Raw genomic sequence first — 18,860 nt, 5'->3', positions numbered from 1 at the left:
CAGTTTCCTTTCAAGTCAGCCCGTTTATTCGCGTATGCGCCCGGCCTGTAATTGATTGCTATCAATTCGCATCTTCAATGCGTATGGGACAAAGCGCCCTGTGACAATCGACGACGATCAGATCCAGGGTGACCCGATGGGCCGCGAATTCGGGGCTCTGGCCCAGGCGCGTGCGCTCGCCCGCCGGCCCTTGCGCATCCTCACCGGCCTGCAGATCGCCCGCACCGGGCTGAGGCTCGGCTTCGCGGCGGCGACCGCGCTCGTCTTCGGCACGCTGATCATGTCCGGCGAGGTCTCGCCCATGGTCGCCGCCGCGGCGCCGGCCCTGCTGCTGCTCGCGGCGCTGGCCGGCCTCGCGCTCGACATCGTCCAGGCCCGCGCCGAGACGGCGCTCTCAGGGCGGCTGCGGGCCGCGGTGGGCGCGCGCCTCGACGCCATGCCGGCGCGGCAGGTGCAGGCGCTGGCCGCCGGCCGGCTGATCGTCGCCCTGCAGCGTCATCCGGAAGCGGTCGCGGCCCTGGCGGTCGGCCACCGCTCGGCGGCGACGATGATGGCGATCGGCCCGCTGATCGCAGCCGGAGCTCTGGCCCTGGTTTCCTGGCAGGCGGCGCTGCTGGTGCTTGCCCTGACGCCGGTGATGATCGTCTTCTTCATCCTGCTCGGCGGCACGATCCGCCGGCGCGCGCAGGCGCAGGAGGAGGCGTTCGGCCACCTCGCCGGCCAGTTCGCCGACCGGGTGCGCACCCTGCCGACCATCCTGGCCAATCATGCGCTGCCGGCCGAGGAGGCGAAGCTGGGCGGCCGCCTCTCGGCCTATGCCGACCGCACCATGGCGGTGCTGCGCGTCGCCTTCCTCAACGCGGCGGCGATCGACTTCTTCTCCTCGCTCTCGATCGCGATGCTCGCGGTCTTCCTCGGGCTCGGTCATCTCAAGCTGGCGATGATCCCCGGCTTCAGCGGCCTGGAGCTCTGGCAGAGCCTGTTCATCCTGATGGTGGCGCCGGAGTATTTCGCGGCCTTCAGGCGCTATGCCGAGCAGTACCACGCCAAGGCGGAGGGCGAGGCCGCCGCCTTGGCGCTGGACGCGCTGATGCAGGCTGCGCCGGTCGCCGCGCCCGTGACGACGCTTCCGGCGGCGCTGGCGCCCGGCGCGCTGCCGCGCAGCGGGCTCGTGGTGATCACCGGCCCGAGCGGCGCCGGCAAGACCAGCACCTTGCGCCTGCTCGCCGGTGTGGATGCCCCGGCGGGCGCGGCGCCTCCCGACGCGCTGCCCGGCCCGGTCTCCTGGATCGCCACGGATGCCTTCGTGCCGGGCGGCACGCTCGGCGCCGCGATCGGCTGGCAGGTCGCGGGCGTCACCTCCCCGCGCCTGATGCGGGCGGCGAGCGAGGTCGGGCTGCTCAACGACGCGCTGCTGCCGGGCGGGCTCGATGCCGGCATCGCCGAGGGCGGCACCAATCTCTCGGGCGGGCAGCGCCTGCGCGTCGCCATCGCCCGCGCGCTGCTGGCCGGCGGCCCGGTCCTCGCCGACGAGCCGACCGCCAAGCTCGATCCCGAGACCGCCGCCGGCATCCGCCGCCTGCTCGCCGAGATCGCCCGCGACCGGCTGGTGATCGCCGCCAGCCACGACCCGGCGCTCGCCCGCCAGGCCGACCGGGTGATCGACCTCGTCCGCCCCGCCCTGCCGGAGGCCGCCCGATGACCGCTCCCACCCCGTCGCCCGCCGCACAAGATGCCGGCGCCGCCGCGAGCCGGGTCTACTGGCGCCGCGCCGCGCTGCTGGCGCTCGCCGGCATGCTCTGCGCCGTGCTGCTCGGCGGGCTTTCCGCCTGGTTCCTCGGCGCCGTGGCGATCGCCGGACTGAGCACGGCGGCGCTGACCTTCAACTTCCACGTGCCCGGCGCGCTGGTGCGGCTGTTCGCGGTCGGGCGGACGGTCGCGCGCTATGGCGAGCGCCTCGCCGGGCACAAGGCGGCGCTGACCGACCAGGTCGCCCGCCGCGTCGGGCTGTTCCGCGCTATGGCCGACGCGCCCGCCACGCGCGCCGCCGGCTGGCAGATGGCCGACCAGGCGCGGCTCAGCGACTATCTCGACGATGTCGAGGACCTCGACTATGCGCGGCTGCGCGTCGGGCTGCCCGGAACCGTGCTGGCGATCAGCCTTGCCGGCGGCCTCGTCGCGACCGCGATCGTCGCGCCGCTCGCCCTCGTCCCGCCCCTCGCCCTGCTCGGCATGTTCGCGCTCGCCGGCCGCGGCCTGCACCGCCGCGCCTTCGTCTGCTGGGACGCCGCGAAGGCGGAGCGCCGCGACGGCGCCGCCCGGCTCGGTGCCACGCTCGCCGCCGCGGTGCCGTTGCGCGCCGAGTGGCACTGGTCGCGCCAATCCGAGGCCGCGCTGGCCCGTTTCGACGCCGCCGATGGCCGACTGCTGGCGATCCGGCGCATGCAGGCCGGGCTCGACGCCGCCGGCGGGCTGGTCGGGCCGGTCGCGGCGCTCTCGGTCATCGGCGCCGCCTGGCTGGCGGGCGGCCGCGGCGAGACGCTGCTGGTGCCGACCTTCCTCGCCTTCGCCTGGCTGGCGCTGGGCGAGCCCTTGCAGGGCGTCTCGCGCATGCTCGTCGCCCAGATCAGGCGCGACGCCGCCCGCCGCGACAATGCCGGCTGGCTCCGCCCCGCCCAGGCCGGCGCGACGGCGATCGCAGCGCCGGCGCCGCGCCGCCTGCTCATCGAGCGGCTTCAGCGCCGTGCCCCGGACGGGCGCCCGCTGGGCCTGCCGCTGGCGCTCGATCTGCAAGCTGGCCGCGCCTGCGTGCTCGCCGGGCCGAGCGGCACCGGCAAGACCAGCCTGCTGAAGCAGATCGCCGGCTGGACGGGCAACGATACGATGCGCGCGGACAGCGCCTCGATCGATGCCGCGGCGCGCCGCGCCATGGCGATGTACTGCCCGCACGACGCCGCCATCCTCGCCGACACGGTGCGGGCCAACCTGTTCGCGCCCGGGCGCGACGACGCCGAACTCGACGCGGCGCTGGCGGCGGTCGAGATGAGCGGACGCGTCGCCGAGGCCGGCGGGCTCGACGGCTGGATCCGGCAGGAAGCGCTCTCGCTCGGCGAGGCGCAGCGGCTGAACCTCGCCCGCGCCTGGCTCAGCGACAGGCCGCTGATCCTGCTCGACGAGCCGACAGAGCATCTCGACGCCGCCCAGGGCGAACGCATCCTCGCGCGCCTGCTCGACAGGCTCGGCGACCGCATCGTCGTCCTGTCGAGCCATCGCCTCGACGGCGGCCTGGCGGAGACGATCCGGCTCTGAGGCGGCGTCAGCCGATGCCGACGACCCAGTCATGGCCGGCGCGGCGGGTCTCCGGCTGCAGGCTGAGGCCGAAGCTGCGCTCCAGCACCCCCGCGCCGAGGATCGCGTCCGGCGTTCCGTCGGCGGCGACGCGGCCGCCGTCGAGCAGCACGATGCGGTCGCAGAAGCGCAGCGCCAGGTCGAGATCGTGCATCACCACGACGACGAGCGCGCCGCGCGCATAGGCGGCGAGGCGCGTCAGCAGCGCCAAGCGATGGCGCATGTCGAGGCTGGCGCCCGGTTCGTCCGCGAGGACGAGGCCCGGCTGCGTCGCCAGCGTGGCGGCCAGCATGGTGCGGGCGCGCTCCCCGCCCGAGAGTGCGTTCCAGCGCCGCTGCGCCAGCGCGGCGAGCCCGCTTTCGCGCAGCACCGCCTCGCGCGGCAGGGCTCCGGCCGGACGTCGCTCGCGGCCGAGCTCGACGATCTCGGCGACCGAGTAATTCCAGGCCGGCTCGAACTGCTGCGGGCAGTAGCCGCAAGCGGCGCCGCGCTCGGCCGCGCTCCAGCCGGCGAGCGGTCTGCCGTTCCAGGCGATCACGCCGCGCTCGGGCGTGCGGTAGCCGGCGAGCAGGCGCAGCAGGGTCGACTTGCCCGCCCCGTTCGGACCGAGGATGCCGACCAGGGACGGCGCGGTAAAGGAGAGGCTGACGGCGTCCAGCAGCACGGTGCCGCCGGCGCTCGCGCCGAGATCGCGGCAGTCGATCCGCATGGCGGCGCCTGTGGTGGTGGCGGAGGGCGCGCTCATGCCTTCAGCCTCCGGGCCAGCAGCACCAAGAAGAAGGGGCCGCCGACCAGCGCGGTGACCAGGCCGAGCGGAATCTCGGCCGGCGGTAGTACGGCGCGCGCGATGCCGTCGCAGATCGCGACGAGAGCGCCGCCGATCAGGGCGCTGGCCGGGATCAGGGCGCGATGGCGCGGCCCGACCAGCCAGCGGGCGAGATGCGGCGCGATCAGCCCGACGAAGGCGACGAGCCCGCCGAAGGCGACCGCCGCCGCCACCACCCCGGCGCCGACCAGCACGGCACGGCGGGCGAAGCGCACGGGATCGAGCCCGAAGGCATAGGCCTGCTCGTCGCCGAGGCCGAGCAGGTCGAGCCCCCCGGCCAGCGTGCGCGCGAGCAGCAGCGCGCCGACGACCAGCATCGCGAGCAGCAGCAGCCCGGCGAGATCCGGTGTCTGGATGCCGCCGAGCGTCCAGCTCAGCACGACCTGGAGGTTCACCGTGTCGTCGGACAAGGCCAGCATCAGGAAGGAGCGCAGCGCGCCGAGCATCGCGGCGACCGCGACGCCGGCGAGCAACAGTCCTGCGGTGTCGGGCCGCCCGTGCAGCCCGGCGACCGCGAGCACGATCCAGGTCGCGCCCCACGCGCCGAGGAAAGAGAGCAGCGCGAGCGCCGGCCCGCCGGGCAGGCCGAGCGGCACCAGCAGCGCCACCGTCGCGCCGATGGCCGCCCCGCCCGAGGCGCCAAGCAGATAGGGCTCGGCCAGCGGATTGCGGAACACGCCCTGGAAGACCGCGCCGCCAAGACCGAGCAGGGCGCCGACCAGCGCGGCCGCGAGCACACGCGGCAGGCGCCAGACCAGGAGCAGGCGGCTCTCGATCTCCTGCCCCCCGGCCAGCGCCCGCATCAGCCGCGACGGCGACGCCCAGTCGTGGCCGGCCATCGCCGCGAAGACGAGGGCGACGAGCAGGGCGGCCGCGAGCAACAGGAAGCGCCCGCGCAAGGACCCGTCAGGCAGGGCTGTCGTCTCGGTGGTCATGGGCTCTCCCGCCGCAGAAGCGCGGCCAGCGTCTCGATGCCATCGACGGTGCGCGGCCCGGGGATCAGGAACTGCGCGCGCGAGACGGTATGGGCCCTGCCCTCGCGGATCGCCCGCAGCAGGCGCCAGCCCGGCTGCGCGACCAGCGCCCGCAGCTCGCTCTCGGCGCCGGCGAAGAGCAGCACGTCGGGATCGGCGGCGATGATCGCCTCGGGCGAAACATGGGCGACGACGCTGCGCGGCAAGGCGTGCTCGCCGCCGGCCCGCACGATCGCGTCGCCGGTATAGGTGTCGGTGCGGGCGATCAGCAGCAACCCGTTGCCGAGCCGGCCGGTGATCATCACCACGCGCGACCGCCGTGTCGGCGCCCGGCCCGCCACGGCCGCGAGCCTGGCCTCGAGCCCGGCGGCGACCGCCTCGCCGCGCTCCGGCACGCCGGCCGCCCGCCCGACCTGGCGCAAATTCTCCATGACCTCGGCGACGCTGCGGGCGAGCAGCACCACGACCGGTACGCCGAGCCGCGTCATCGGGTCGATCAGCTGGTGCATGGCCTGCCGCGCCGGCGTGACGATCAGCAGGTCGGGCCGCTGCGCCACCACGGCGTCGACCGAGAAGCCGAGGCGCCCGCCGACTTTCGGCTTGTTCTCCATGCCTGGCGGAAAGCGGGTGAAGGCCTCGACGCCGACGATGCGGTCGGCCAGGCCGAGTGCCGCGACCAGCTCGGTGTTGGAGGCGAAGATCGGCACGATCCGCTGCGGCGGTCGCGCGATCTCGACCGTCCGGCCGACCGCGTCGATCAGCCGGACCGGCTCGGCCGCCGCACCGCCGAGCGCGAGACTCGCGAACCCTGCCGCAATGAGGATCGTGCGCCGCACCGTCTCAGAACTTGGCCTGCAAGCCGGCCTGCAGCTCCAGCCCCGGCATGGAGGTGCCGGTGCCGCCATTGGCGAAGCGGGCGTCGAGCTTGTAGGGGCGCTTGTCGGTACCGATGAAGATCGGGTGCTCGTTCTTGTCGAAGATGTTGTTGACCAGCGCGAACAGCTTGACGCCCTTGGCCACCTCGACCTCGCCGCGCACGTTCCAGACCCAGAACGGGTTCTTGCGGTGGATCCAGTCGCGGTTCGGCTCGGCGAAGGGGATCAGCAGGTTCTCCTCGGTATTGTACCACATCGGCCCACGCAGCACGCCGGTGACCTGGAATGACCAGTCGTAGCGGCCGCCGCTCTGGCCGAAGCGCGTGCCGATCGCCGCCTGGTACTGGTAAATGCGCTCGGGCTTGCGGCTGTTCGCGGTCAGCGGCGCCCCCTTGTCCTCCATGTCGAAGTTCCAGGCGCCGTTGCCGAAGACCGACCAGCGCCAGTTGGTGTCGGCCTGGCCGGCGAGCTTCAGCACGTCGCCGTCGAGCTGGAGCTCGACGCCGCGCACCACCACGTCGGCGGCGTTGTTGGCATAGTCGGAGGTGTTGATGCCGCCCGGCCGCTGGCGGGTGACGATACGGTCGGAGATGATGTTCTGGAAGATGGCGAGGTCGGCGCGCCAGCCCTCGCCGGCATAGGACGCACCGGCCTCGATCTGGCGGCTGCGCTCCGGCGAGAGAGCCGGATTACCGAAGATGCGCCCGCCGCCCAGCGTGTTGTAGTCGGCGGCCAGTTCGGTCGCGGTCGGCGCGCGGAAGCCGGTGGCGTAGCCGACGCGGAAGGTCAGCCGGTCGGTCGCCTTGAAGGTCGCGCCGGTGGACCAGGTCGTCGCCTGGTAGTCGACCTCGCGCGGGCGCTGGCCGGCGAGGTTCGGCGTCCATTCGAAGCTGGTGGTGCCGAAGGTGCGGCGCACGCCGGCACGCAACGTCACCCGGTCGTCGAACAGCTTCTGCGAATCCTCGACATAGAGCGCGTTGACCGTCTCGGACTGATTGTTGTCCTGCGGCGAGACCTGGGCCAGCGGATTGCCCGGCACACCGACGCGCAGGCGGGTCGAGCGCAGGCGGCTGGTCTCCCAGTCCCAGCCCAGCAGCAGGTCGTTGCCCTGCCACAGCGTCATGCCCGGCTGGAAGCGGGTGCCGAGGATCTCGAGCCGGCGGCGGTTGTGGTCGGCCAGCGTGCCCGGCGCCGGCAGGCCGTTGCCGCCGCGGATCACCGGCGAGGCCCAGCGGAAATCGTCGACGTCCTGCACGGCATAGCCCTGCAACATCCAGCGGTACTGCCCGCCCGGCAATTGCCCGCGATAGGTCACGTCGAAGGAGTTGTTGAAGCGGTCCTCCTGGCTGAACAGGTTGGCGCCGGAGCCGCGGAAGCCGACATCGTAGATGCCGTCGGTGCGCAGCGTCGCCTCGACCCGGTGCTCCGGATTGATCTGCAGCCCGAGCGCGCCGGTGAGCCCGAAGCGCTGCCAGCCGGTGTTGCGCATGGTCGAGCCGCCGCGACCGGACTGGTAGTCGTCGCGGCTGCCGCCGGAGATGCCGGCATACCAGTCGATGACGTCGTAGAGCCCGCCGGTCTGGGCCTTGCCGCGCAGGAGCCCCCAGGAGCCGCCGGCGCCCTCGATCATCGTGCCCGACGCGGTGCGCCCGCTCTTGAGGATGATGTTGATCACGCCGCCGATGTTCTGGCTGCCATAGACCACCGAGGACGGGCCGCGGATCACCTCGATGCGCTCGACATCCGCAGCCGAGAGCTTGGAGAGGTTGGCGGTGCCGGCGCGGCGGCCGTTCATCAGCACCAGCACCTGGCTGCGGAAGTCCTTGCCCTGCCCGTCCGAGGCGCCGCCGCGGATGTTGATCGAGGTCTGGCCCGGCGTCCATTCGCTGAAGAAGCCGACCGCGTTCTCGGCCAGCAGGTCGGTCAGCGACTTCGCGCCGGAACGCTCGATCGTCTGGGCGTCGATGACCTGGACCGTGCCGGGAATGCTGCTGCGCGGCTCGGGCCGGCCGGTGGCGGTGACGACGAGTTCGTCGAGCTTGATCTCCTGCGCCAGAGCCGGCGCGGCGACGAGGCCGCCGGCGAGCGCGGTCGAGGCCAGTGCGGCGCGGGCAGAGGGGCGAAGCAGGCGAATGCGCAGACGGATCATGACAGGGTCCAGACGAGAATGGCCGAGCGGCGATGGCAGGAAAGGCGCAGGCCGCCGGGAACCGGGTCGGCCTGGGCGCAGAGATGGGCGAGAAGCGCGGGCCGGCGGGCATCGTCGGCAGACCAGCCCAGCCGGTCGGCCTGGAAGGCGGCGAAGCGCGGCAGGTCTGGCAGGACCAGCGAGAAGGTCCAGTCGACCGCGACATGGTGGTCGGGCCGGTCCTCGCCTAGCGCGGGCAGGACGCGATCGATGCCGGGCGTCTCGTCCTCGCGATGCCAGTCGCGCGGCAGGCAGGCGGCGAGGATCAGCCCGCGCGGCGCGGCCTGCGCCGGCACCAGCCAGACGATGTGGCGCCGGGACCATTGCCGGCAGCGCGCCAGGAAGCGCGCCGGATCGGTCAGGTAACCCGGCATGGTCGCGGCCAGCACGGTGTCGCCCGGCGGGCAGGAGACCGCCGGGTCGTCCCAGCCATGAGGGATCATAGTAGGCGGGCGCGACAAGGCCCCGAGCCGCGCCCGCATGGTCGGCGAAGGCTCGATTGCGGTCCAGCGCGCGCCCGCCGGCGCCAGGGCATCGCCGAGTTGGCCGCCGCCGGCGCCGATGTCGACGAGGTCGCCGATCGCCGGCACCAGAGCGCGGATCGGCGGCACGACGCGCGCGATATAGTCGGAGGTGTCGATCGCGCTGGCATAGAGCGCCAGCGGATCGAGCGGGCCGTCTGGGTCGGTCATGGTGCGCGCGGGCACCAGGGAAGAGGCATGGGCGGTCATGATCGAGCCCATGAATGAAATGTTATATCATTGCAATTCATTTATAGACGCACACTTGCTGCGATCCCCAACGGGATGCAGGCCTGCGCCTCGTCCGGCCTGAACGGCGCGGAAACCGCTTGCTCATCGCGTCAGCCCCTCGCTGCTGCAGACGGAGCTTTCGCGGGCGCTCGGAGACAGAAACGGGCCAGCTTCGCAGCCCGTACGCCCTCACGACCCGCCGGACACCCCGCCAGCGCGACATCATCATGGCGTCGGGGCAGGTCTCCTGGCTCGCGGGTCGCTGCTGTCCGTCCGTCTTCCCGGCACGAGCGCCAGTGACGTCAGGGGCGGACAGCTCACCGCTTACAGTTGCGGGGGCAGCTCCGGCTTCGGCACCGCGCGGCGCCTCACCGGATTCCCTCTTAGCTCCGGATCCTCTCCGGAGACCTCGACAGCGGTAACCTATATGGCGAAATCAGGGCGTCAAGCGCCCGAAGGCTCGCGGCGTCAGCGCGGCCGCAGGCTCTGCTTGCGCCCGCCCGGCGCATAGGCGAGCTCTTCGACCGGCGTGCCGCCAAGCACATGCTCCGCCACGATACGGTCGAGCCCGGCCTCGTCGACGCCGCCGTAATAGGTGCCCTCCGGCCAGAGCTGGAGCACCGGAGCGAGATTGCAGGGGCCGAGGCAACTGGTCTTGGCGCTCATGCAGCCCTCGCCAGCCGTGCGCAGCGACAGACGCTCCTGCTCGTTGCGCAGATGGCCCCAGACCACTTCAGCCCCCGCGGCGAGGCAGGGCCCGCCCATGCAGACCAGCACGCGGCTGCGATGCGCCGGCACGAGCGAGCCTTCCGGCGCGGTCTTCGCCGCCTCGGGCAGCGGCTGGCCGGGCGCGGCGAGCGCATCCGCCAGCAGGGCGCCCGCCGTGGCGTCGTCGGGCAGCAGCCGCGAGAGCAGGATGCGCGGCCAGGGCCGGGAGTCCTTGGCTCGCCAGCGCGCCAGCGTGCGGGTCAGCCAGGCCTGGAAGGCGGCCTCCTGCGGCGGCATCAACGGCAGGATGGTCAGCTCTGCGACGCCCGCAGTCACGAGCGCATCGAGCGCGTGCCGCAGTGCCGGCGTGCCCTGTTCCGAAAAGGCGATCTCGGCCCGGGCGACGCCGGGCAGCGCCGCGACGAGCGCCCGCAGCCGCTCCATCTCGCGCAGCGGCGGCGCCGCGATGGCGGAGCGGGCCAGCAGAAGGACGGTCCTGGACATGGCGGCGGCTCCTGGTCGGCGGCGCGCGCTTTTAGCCGATCGCGCGCCGGCGCAGAAGCCCGCTCAGGCGGCGACGCGGTCGGACGCCCAGGCTCCGGCATTGCGCAGGATCATCGCCGGCTCCGCGAAGCTGCGCTCCAGCATGGCGCGATAGAGCGCCGCCTCGGCCTCGCGCCCGACCTCGTCATCCGTCCCGGCGAGCAAGCGCAGCGCGCCCTCCAACGCGGCCACCGTGCCCGAACCCTCGTCGAACTGCGCCTTGCGGCGCCAGACCAGATCGGCCGGCAGCAGATCGGCGCAGGCCTTGCGGAGCAGCCATTTCTCGGTGGTCGCGCCCGTGGCCTCCGCCGCCTCGGGATCGGTCCGGCGCAGCTTCAGCGCCGCGGGGATCGACTGGGCGAAGGCGATGAAGTCGGCGTCGAGGAAGGGCGTGCGCGCCTCCAGCGATTCCGCCATGGTCATGCGGTCGACCCGCTGCAGGTTGATGTTGTGCATGGTGCCGAGGCTGCGCGTCAGCTCGTCGGCGAGCGCGCGCGGATCGTCGGCATAGGCGTGGTGATAGGCGTAGCCGGCGAAGAGCTCGTCGGCCCCCTCCCCGGTCAGCACCGCCTTGACGTCGCGGCGGGCAAGGCGCGCGGCGAAGAGCGTCGGCACCGCACTGCGCACCAGATCGACGTCGGCGCTCTCGAGATGACGGATGACCTGCGGCAGGCTGTCCGCGACGTCCTGCGCCGAGAAGGTCATCTCGCTGTGGCGCGCGCCGATATGGGCCGCGACACGGCGGGCAGCGACGAGATCGGGCGAGCCGGGCGTGCCGACCGCGAAGGTCCGCAGCGGCGACAGGCCGGCACCCGACCGGACCTTCTGGGCGATCGCGGCGATCACCGAGCTGTCGAGCCCGCCGGACAGGAAGGAGCCGACCTCGACATCGGCGACCATCCACTTGGCCACCGCCTCCTCGAGCGCCAGCCGCAGTTCGCGCGCCAGCCCCTCGACATCGAGCCCGGGCTCGGCCGCGGCGCGGCCCGAGGGCAGCCTGTACCAGTGGCGCAGGCCGTCGCGGCTGTCGAACAGCGTCCCGGGCGGAATCGCCCGCACCTCGGTGAAGCCGAGCCCGTCGAAGGCCTTCAGCTCCGAGGCGAAGGCCAGCCCGCGGCCGCGCCTAGCCATGTAGAGCGGCTTGATCCCAAGCGGGTCGCGAGCCGCCACGATCCGCTCCGGCGTCGCCAGCACGAAAGCGAACATGCCGTCGAGCCGGCTGACCCAGCGGGGCGCGCCGCGGCTGTAGAGATGAAGAATAGTTTCGCTGTCGCTCGCCGTGCCGAAGTCACCATCGCCGAGGATGGCACGCAGGTCGGCATGGTTGTAGATTTCTCCATTGGCCACAAGCAATTGGCGGCCGATCCGGATCGGCTGGTCGCCGTCCTCCGGACCGATGATCGAGAGCCGGCAATGCCCCATGGCGACGGGTGCGCCGTCGAGCCGCGCGACCCGCCGCGCATCGGGCCCGCGGTGCCCGAGCCGCGCCAGCATCGTGCCGATCAGCGCCTCGTTCTCGTCCTCGATATCCCACAGGCACACGAACCCGCACATCGCCTCTTCCTCGCCTCATGACAGCACCGCGCGATTGCCGAACCAGCCCCCGCGCGACATCCAAAGCTCCAAGGTCAGATCGGAGAACAAATCCGACCTAACCTCTCCGAAAACAAAAGCATATAACGGCATATATTTTCCATATACATAATAAATATGCAGATAATCTTATCAGGTAGATCGCCTTAAGAAGACCTGTAGATTATCATTTATTATCAAAAAAATCCCGACACAGGGTTGCCACAGTCGGACATGCTGCTTTAAAAGCCACCCCGACACAATGGACATTCTGAATTACATATTAAGCAACTGGGGCCTGGTCGCGTCCCGGACAGGTGAGCACATTGCCATCGTCGGCGTCGCCGTGGCGCTGGCGATCGTGACCGGCGTGCCCATCGGCGTGGCGATCAGCCAGAACCGGCGGGTGGCGGACACGGTGCTCTATGCCGCGTCGATCATGCTGACGATCCCGTCGATCGCGCTGTTCGGCATGATGATCCCGCTGCTCTCGCTGGTCGGTCACGGCATCGGCTACGTGCCGGCGGTGATCGCGATATTACTGTACTCACAGCTGCCGATCATCCGGAATACATACGCCGCGATCAGCAATCTTGATCCGGCCCTGCGCGAAGCTGCGCGCGGCATGGGGCTGACCCGCGGCCAGCGGCTGCGCGAGGTCGAGCTGCCGATCGCGCTGCCGGTGATCATGGCGGGCGTCCGCGTCGCCGTGGTCATGAACATCGGGGTCACGGCCATCGCCACCTATATCGGCGCCGGCGGGCTCGGCGCCTTCATCGCCCGCGGCATCAGCCAGACCGATCCGCGCCAGCTCGTCACCGGCGCGCTCGCGGTCAGCATCCTTGCCGTCGTCGCCGACCTCGCCCTGCTGGGGCTGCAGAAGCGGCTCACCTCTCCGGGCCTGAGGACACGATGATCAGACTGGACCACGTCAGCAAGACCTTCGCCAACACCACCACGCCCGCCGTCGACCGCGTGTCGCTGCAGGTGCCGGAGGGCGAGATCTGCGTGCTGCTCGGCCCCTCCGGCTGCGGCAAGACCACGACCATGAAGATGGTCAACCGGCTGATCGAGCCGAGCTCGGGCGAGATCTTCATCGACGGGCGCAACACCGCCGAGACCGACGTGGTGCAGCTGCGCCGCAGCATCGGCTACGTCATCCAGCAGATCGGCCTGTTCCCGAACAAGACGGTCGAGGACAATATCTGCATCGTGCCCGACCTGCTCGGCTGGGACCGGCGCAAATCGCGGGCCCGCGCGGCCGAGCTGCTCGACATGGTGGCGCTTGATCCCGGCGCCTTCCTGCACCGCTATCCGAAGGAACTCTCGGGCGGCCAGCAGCAGCGCATCGGCGTACTGCGCGCCATCGCGGCCGACCCGCCGGTGCTGCTGATGGACGAACCCTTCGGCGCCATCGACCCGATCAACCGCGTCATCATCCAGGACGAGTTCCTGAAGATGCAGGCGAAGATCCGCAAGACCATCCTCTTCGTCAGCCACGACATCGACGAGGCGGTGAAGATGGCTGACCGGATCGCGATCTTCCGCGACGGCAAGCTGGTCCAGTACGACACGCCCGACACCATCCTTGCCCACCCGGCCAACAACTTCGTCTCCGATTTCGTCGGCGGCGACCGCACGCTGAAGCGCCTGCAATTGCTGACGGTGCGCGACGCCATGATGGAGGAGCCGCCGCGGGTGCGCGCCGCCGACAGCCTGCAGGACGCCGCCAAGACGATGGAGGCCCATGGCCACCAGGCGATCGTGCTGGTCGGCCCGCGCGGCCGGGCCCGCGGCTACGTCACCCTGCAGGCGGCGCGCGGCGCCAGCGGCTCGGTCGCCGAGAACCATGAGAGCCTGCCGACCACGATCCAGCCGCACGAGGATCTGCGCACGGCGGTCTCGACCATGTTCCGCCACGACGTGTCCTGGCTCGCCTGCGTCGACGGCGACGGCATGTTCGTCGGCTATGTGACGCTGCGCGGGATCACGCGCATGCTGTCCGAGACCTATCGTGAAGGCTGAGGCCGCGCTGCCGGAGATGCTGGCCGGGCTGCGCCGCAACCTGGCCTATCTGGCGGTGTTCGCGCTGGGCGCCTGGGCCTGGGCCGGCGGGCTGCTGCCGGCGCTGGTCGAACGCTGGGACGACATCGCCTTTCTCGGCACGCAGCATATCGAGCTGGTGGCGATCTCGGGCGGCGCCGCGATCGCGGCCGGCGTGCCGATCGGCGTGCTGCTGACGCGGCCGCGCTTCCGGCGCATCGGCGACATCGCCCTCCAGGTCCTGAACATCGGCGCGACGATCCCGACGCTGGCGGTGCTCGCTCTGGCGATGAGCCTGCTCGGCATCGGCGACAGCCCGGCGATCTTCGCGCTCTTCCTCGCCTCGCTGCTGCCGATCGTCACCAACACCATGGCCGGCCTGCGCGACGTGCCGCCGGCCCTGCGCGAGGCGGCACGCGGCATGGGCATGTCGCCGCTGCAGACCCTGTTCCGGGTCGAGCTGCCGAATGCGCTCTTCGTGATCTACACCGGCATCCGCACCGCGCTGGCGATCAATGTCGGAACCGTGCCGCTGGCCTTCCTGATCGGCGGCGGCGGCCTCGGCGAGCTGATTTTCACCGGCATCGCGCTCAACGAGTTCGATACGATGCTGGCGGGCGCCATCCCGACGGCGCTGCTCGCGGTCTTCATCGACTTCATCGTGGCCCAGCTGCAGTTCTGGACCATTCCGCGCGGCGTCAACCCGCAGCGTTGACGCTCGCCCGCACCCGCTTTCCCCACCATCGAAGGAGACCAGCCATGAAGCTTCCCACCAGGCTTCTCGCCGTCGCCGCGCTCGCGGCCGCATGGACCGTGCCCGCCATGGCCAAGCCCCTCGTCGTCGGCGGCAAGAACTTCACCGAGCAGTTGCTGCTGGCGGAGATCACCAGCCAGCTCCTCAAGAAGAAGGGCTTCCAGGTCGACAAGCGCGACGGGCTCGGCTCGCAGGTCGTGCGCGACGCGCAGGTCAACGGCCAGGTCGACGTCTACTGGGAGTACACCGGCACCTCGCTGGTGACCTACAACAAGATCAAGGACCGCATGGGCTCGAAGGAGACCTATGACCGGGTCAAGGAGCTCGACGCCAAGATCGGCCTGACCTGGCTGACGCCGTCGGCGGTCAACAACACCTATGCGCTCGCCGTGCGCAAGAAGCACGACGCGACCGACGGACTCGACTCGCTCTCCGACCTCGCCGCCGCCTTCCGCAACGGCAAGAAGCTGACCATCGCGATCGACGCCGAGTTCTCCGGCCGTCCCGACGGGCTGCCGGGCCTGCAGACCACCTACGACTTCAAGACCAGCCGCGCCAATATCCGCTCGATGGATGCCGGCCTGACCTATCAGGCGCTGCGCGACGGGCGTGTCGATATCGGCCTGGTCTTCGCCACGGACGGCCGCATCAAGGCCTTCGACTTCAAGGTGCTGAAGGACGACAAGGAGTTCTTCCCGAACTACGCCGCCGCCCCGGTGGTGCGCACCGAGACGCTGAAGGCCAATCCGACGCTCGAGGCGCCGCTCAACGCGCTTTCGGCCAAGCTCTCGGACGAGGTGCTGCGCCAACTCAACGCCCGCGTCGATGTCGACAAGGTGCCGGTCGCGACGGTGGCGAGCGAGTTCCTGGCCGAAGCCGGAATCGACTGAACGGCCTCACCACGCCGTCAGGCCCATGGCCTGGCGGCGGCGCCCGAGCGCGCGCGCCAGCGAGAGCGCGAGCGCGGTCAGGGCGAACAGGAAGACCCCGGGCGCGATGGCGAGCCATGGCGCCCGGGCGAGATAGGGCCGGGCCTCGGCGATCATCGCGCCCCATTCCGGCGCCGGCGGCTGGATACCGACGCCGAGAAAGCCGAGCGCCGCGATGTTCAGCACGGTATGGCCGAGCTGGAGCGCCAGCAGCCCGCCGAACAGCGGCAGCAGATGCGGCAGGACATGGCGCCGCAGCAGGGCGAGGCGCCCGCTGCCGGCGACCCGCGCCGCCATGACGAATTCCCGCTCGCGCAGCGAGAACGTCGCCGCCCGGGCGATGCGGGCATATTTCACCCAGCCCGTGGCGGCGAGCGCGATCACCAGCGTGCCGGCACCCCCACCGAAATGCACGGCGAGGATCAGGGCAACGACGATCTGCGGCAGCGCGCTGGTCACGTCCATGAGCAGCGAGAGTGCGCGGTCGAGCCCGCCGGCCACCTCCGCCGCGACCATGCCGAGCGCCGTTCCGACGCCGAAGGACAGCGCCACTACCAAGAGCGACAGCCCGATATCGAGCAGGAAGCCATGGGCGATCCGGGCGAGCACATCGCGGCCGAGATGGTCCGTGCCGAGCGGGAAGGCGAAGCCCGGCGGACGCAGGCTGTCGCGCAGCGCGCCCTCGACCGGATCGAACGTCAGCCCCCAAGCGATCGGCAGCAGCAGGACGAGCGCCAGCGCCACCGTGCCGGCGATGCCCGCGCGCCGGCTGCTCACGCCTCGCTCCGGGCCAGCCTGATGCGCGGATCGAGCGCCGCGACGAGCAGGTCCGCGGCGAGGTTTGCCAGTGCGACGGCGAGCGCCACCACGGCGACGGCGCCGAGGAAGGCCGGACCGTCGCGCGCGTCCAGCGCCTCGGCGAGATAGCTGCCGAGGCCCGGCAGCGCGAAAAGCCGCTCGACCACCACGACGCCGCCGACGAGGAAGGCGAATTGCAGGGCGAGATAGGGCACCAGCGGCACCAGCGCGTTCGGGAGGGCATGGACCAGCAGCAGGCAGCGCTCGCTCAGGCCACGCGCCCTTGCGCTGACGATATGCGCGGCGGCCAGCGCCTCCTCCAGCGCGTCGTCGAGCAGCACCGCGGTGAAGCCGAGCTGGCCGAGCGCCAGCACGATGACCGGCAGCACCCAATGCGACCAGCCGCCGGTGCCGCTGACCGGGAGCCAGTCGAGCGAGAGCGAGAAGACCAGGATCATCACGAGACCGAGCACGAAACCCGGTAGCGAGACGCAGGCCGTGACGATCAGCGCGAAGCCGCGATCGGCCAGTGGCCGGCGCAGCATCCGGCGCGCCGTCACCAGCGCCAGCGTCAGCACGAGCGCCAGCGCCATGGCGAGCAGCGCCAGCAGCAGCGTCACCGGCAGGCGCCAGCCGAGCTCGGTCAGGACCGGGCGGCCGGAGCGGATCGAGACGCCGAGATCGCCGCCCAGCGCCGCGGCGAGCCAGCGCCCGTACTGCACGAGCAGCGGCGCCGATAGGCCGTAGCGTTCCGCCAGCGCGGCGGCGTCGCCGGCCGAGACGGTGGCGGTGAGATCGCGCAGGAAGATACGCGCGAGAATGGTCTGCGCCGGCTCGCCGGGAGCGAGGCGCAGCAGCAGGAAGGTCAGGAAGGTCGCGGCGACGACGGTCGCCCCCGCCAGCAGGCAGCGGCGCAGCAGATAGGGCGTCATCGCCCGGCCGGCGCTGGCGAAAGCCGCATCTGCGGGTCGAGCATGTAGTCGTGCGCGATCGGGTTGAAGCGATAGTTCTCGATCCCGGGACGCATGGCGACGTTGACGCCGTAATGGGCGATGACGAGGCAGGGCTCGTCGTCGGCGACGATGCGCTGGACGAGGCGATAGGCCTGAAGCCGCGCCGCCTCGTCCGGCGCCGTCAGGGCGTCGGCCAGCGCGGCGTCGACCCGCGCATCGGCATAGCCCCAGCTGTTGGTGGTGCCCTGCGAATGATAGGTCTGGCGCAGGAAGACGTCCGGGTCGGGATAGGCGGCGGTGGCGAGCGCAGCGAGGCGGGCGTCGCCCGGCTTCATCTCGCGGGCGATCGCCTCATAGGCGGCGACCCTGATCGTGACCGCGACGCCGATCCGGCGCAGCTGCGCCTGGATGGCGCCCGCCATCGGCACGAGACCGGGGCGCTGGGCATAGGTGTAGAGCGTGAAGGCGAGCGGCCGGCCCTCGCGCGCCATCACGCCGTCGGCGCCCGGCGCGTAGCCGGCCCCGGCGAGCAGCACGCGCGCCGCCGCCGGATCGGCCTGGGGCACGGCGATGGCGGGATCGGCGAAAGCCATCGTATCCGGGAAGGGTGCGATGCCGGCCCGGCCCATGCCGAACAGCACATAACGGGCGATCTCGTCGCGATCGATCGCCAGCGACAACGCCTTGCGCACACGCGGATCGGCGAAGGGCGTCTCCTTCAGGCTGCCGAAGCTCAGCATGTAGTTGCGCGCGGTGACGTTGCGCGAGACCGTGAAGCCCTTGGCGGCGAGGGCGTCGAGATCGCCATAGGGCACGTCGGCGGCGAAATCGACGCCGCCCTTGCGCAGCTCCAGCGCGCGCGTCGCCGGGTCGGGAATGCTGCGGAAGCTGATCGCGGCGATGGCCGGCGCCTCGCCCCAATAGTCTTCGAACCGCGTCACCGTCAGGCGCTGCCCGGCCGGGTCCCAGTCCGCGACGCGATAGGGCCCGGTGCCGATCGGCCGGTCGATCGTGCCGTCCGGCGCGCGCGGCGAGGACATGGCGACGATGCCGGCGGCGGCATGGACGAGTGCCGCCGGCAGCGCCGGAAACGGCTCGACGGTGGTGATCGCGACCTCGCCCTCGCCCGCCACGGCGACGGAGGCGATGCGCGTATGGTGACGGATGCTCGGGCTGTTGCTCAGCCCGTGCTCGAGACTGGCCACCACGGCCTGCGCCGTCAGCGGCGAGCCGTCATGGAAGCGCACGCCCGGCCGCAGGGCGAAGCGCCAGAGCGTCTCGCCCTCGCGCCGCCAGGACAGCGCCAGCCCCGGCGCGATGGTGAAATCCGGCAGGCCGGTCACCAGCGTCTCGGTGACCATCGCCTTTTCCTTGATCAGCGTCGCGTCCCGCAGCGGGTCGAGCGTCGGCGTCTCCCACATCTCGGCGACGCGCAGGGTCGGCGTCTCGGCCGAAGCGGGCACGCCCCCGAACAGGGGCAGGAGGCAGGCCGCGAGCACGGCGAAACGGCGGCGAGCGGACATGGCCGAGTCCCGGAGTATGAAGTTTTACTACAAAACTCATACTCCGGTCGGACTCGGCTGTATCGCCGAAATGA

General features: G+C 71.5%; 16 protein-coding genes and 1 riboswitch. Of the genes, 6 read left to right on the top strand and 10 right to left on the bottom strand.

The features are described from left to right. Positions 1 to 136 precede the first annotated feature (136 nt). Both ABE438_RS11210 and ABE438_RS11205 read left to right on the top strand, forming a co-directional pair. Positions 137 to 1,702, top strand: a complete 1,566-nt coding sequence (locus tag ABE438_RS11210; RefSeq protein WP_346502702.1) for an ATP-binding cassette domain-containing protein — start codon at positions 137 to 139, stop codon at positions 1,700 to 1,702. After that, on the top strand, positions 1,699 to 3,309 hold the full coding sequence (locus ABE438_RS11205; protein ID WP_346502701.1) for an ATP-binding cassette domain-containing protein: 1,611 nt from the start codon (positions 1,699 to 1,701) through the stop codon (positions 3,307 to 3,309). Before ABE438_RS11210 ends, ABE438_RS11205 begins: the two co-directional genes overlap by 4 nt. Before the next feature lie 7 nt (positions 3,310 to 3,316). On the opposite strand, the gene ABE438_RS11200 is transcribed toward ABE438_RS11205, so the two are convergent. From ABE438_RS11200 to asnB, 7 genes are all read right to left on the bottom strand, one after another. After that, positions 3,317 to 4,093 carry an ABC transporter ATP-binding protein gene (locus ABE438_RS11200; RefSeq protein ID WP_346502700.1) on the bottom strand — a complete coding sequence of 259 codons (777 nt, stop codon included), beginning with the start codon at positions 4,091 to 4,093 and terminating at the stop codon, positions 3,317 to 3,319. Then, a complete protein-coding gene (locus ABE438_RS11195; RefSeq protein ID WP_346502699.1) occupies positions 4,090 to 5,109 on the bottom strand; it encodes a FecCD family ABC transporter permease in 1,020 nt (339 codons plus the stop codon). The genes ABE438_RS11200 and ABE438_RS11195 overlap by 4 nt, the downstream gene beginning before the upstream one ends. Next, positions 5,106 to 5,984, bottom strand: coding sequence for an ABC transporter substrate-binding protein (locus ABE438_RS11190; protein ID WP_346502698.1), 879 nt, complete (start codon positions 5,982 to 5,984; stop codon positions 5,106 to 5,108). The genes ABE438_RS11195 and ABE438_RS11190 overlap by 4 nt, the downstream gene beginning before the upstream one ends. A 4-nt stretch (positions 5,985 to 5,988) precedes the next feature. Beyond that, positions 5,989 to 8,172 (bottom strand): TonB-dependent receptor, encoded by a 2,184-nt coding sequence (locus ABE438_RS11185; RefSeq protein ID WP_346502697.1) that lies wholly within the window; start codon positions 8,170 to 8,172, stop codon positions 5,989 to 5,991. Then, positions 8,169 to 8,903 (bottom strand): class I SAM-dependent methyltransferase, encoded by a 735-nt coding sequence (locus tag ABE438_RS11180; protein ID WP_346502696.1) that lies wholly within the window; start codon positions 8,901 to 8,903, stop codon positions 8,169 to 8,171. Before ABE438_RS11180 ends, ABE438_RS11185 begins: the two co-directional genes overlap by 4 nt. Positions 8,904 to 9,183: 280 nt before the next feature. Further along, positions 9,184 to 9,390: riboswitch (cobalamin riboswitch) on the bottom strand. 41 nt (positions 9,391 to 9,431) lie between these two features. Next, positions 9,432 to 10,175: a (2Fe-2S) ferredoxin domain-containing protein gene (locus ABE438_RS11175; RefSeq protein WP_346502695.1), complete on the bottom strand. Its 744-nt coding sequence runs from the start codon at positions 10,173 to 10,175 to the stop codon at positions 9,432 to 9,434. A 63-nt stretch (positions 10,176 to 10,238) separates the two neighbouring features. Next, a complete protein-coding gene (gene asnB / locus ABE438_RS11170; protein ID WP_346502694.1) occupies positions 10,239 to 11,768 on the bottom strand; it encodes an asparagine synthase (glutamine-hydrolyzing) in 1,530 nt (509 codons plus the stop codon). Between the two features lie 280 nt (positions 11,769 to 12,048). Here asnB and ABE438_RS11165 point away from each other — a divergent pair, with 280 nt between their 5' ends. From ABE438_RS11165 to ABE438_RS11150, 4 genes are read left to right on the top strand one after another with little or no spacing between them, the layout of a single operon-like run. Next, a complete protein-coding gene (locus ABE438_RS11165) occupies positions 12,049 to 12,702 on the top strand; it encodes an ABC transporter permease (protein ID WP_346502693.1) in 654 nt (217 codons plus the stop codon). Next, positions 12,699 to 13,811: an ABC transporter ATP-binding protein gene (locus tag ABE438_RS11160; protein ID WP_346502692.1), complete on the top strand. Its 1,113-nt coding sequence runs from the start codon at positions 12,699 to 12,701 to the stop codon at positions 13,809 to 13,811. The genes ABE438_RS11165 and ABE438_RS11160 overlap by 4 nt, the downstream gene beginning before the upstream one ends. Further along, positions 13,801 to 14,544: an ABC transporter permease gene (locus ABE438_RS11155; protein ID WP_346502691.1), complete on the top strand. Its 744-nt coding sequence runs from the start codon at positions 13,801 to 13,803 to the stop codon at positions 14,542 to 14,544. Before ABE438_RS11160 ends, ABE438_RS11155 begins: the two co-directional genes overlap by 11 nt. A 44-nt stretch (positions 14,545 to 14,588) precedes the next feature. Further along, positions 14,589 to 15,473, top strand: coding sequence for a glycine betaine ABC transporter substrate-binding protein (locus ABE438_RS11150; RefSeq protein ID WP_346502690.1), 885 nt, complete (start codon positions 14,589 to 14,591; stop codon positions 15,471 to 15,473). A 6-nt stretch (positions 15,474 to 15,479) separates the two neighbouring features. On the opposite strand, the gene ABE438_RS11145 is transcribed toward ABE438_RS11150, so the two are convergent. The 3 genes from ABE438_RS11145 to ABE438_RS11135 are packed head-to-tail and all read right to left on the bottom strand — an operon-like array spanning position 15,480 to position 18,786. Next, complete coding sequence (locus tag ABE438_RS11145) at positions 15,480 to 16,289, bottom strand: ABC transporter permease (protein WP_346502689.1); 810 nt, start codon at positions 16,287 to 16,289, stop codon at positions 15,480 to 15,482. Further along, positions 16,286 to 17,242 (bottom strand): ABC transporter permease, encoded by a 957-nt coding sequence (locus tag ABE438_RS11140; protein ID WP_346502688.1) that lies wholly within the window; start codon positions 17,240 to 17,242, stop codon positions 16,286 to 16,288. Before ABE438_RS11140 ends, ABE438_RS11145 begins: the two co-directional genes overlap by 4 nt. Then, positions 17,239 to 18,786 (bottom strand): ABC transporter substrate-binding protein, encoded by a 1,548-nt coding sequence (locus tag ABE438_RS11135; RefSeq protein WP_346502687.1) that lies wholly within the window; start codon positions 18,784 to 18,786, stop codon positions 17,239 to 17,241. Before ABE438_RS11135 ends, ABE438_RS11140 begins: the two co-directional genes overlap by 4 nt. Positions 18,787 to 18,860: the final 74 nt, after the last annotated feature.

The organism is Allobosea sp. TWI1241 (genome assembly GCF_039673065.1).
Lineage (GTDB): Bacteria > Pseudomonadota > Alphaproteobacteria > Rhizobiales > Beijerinckiaceae > Allobosea.
The sequence above is the reverse complement of the archived record's forward strand: the minus strand, read 5'-3'. Positions and strand labels throughout refer to the sequence as shown.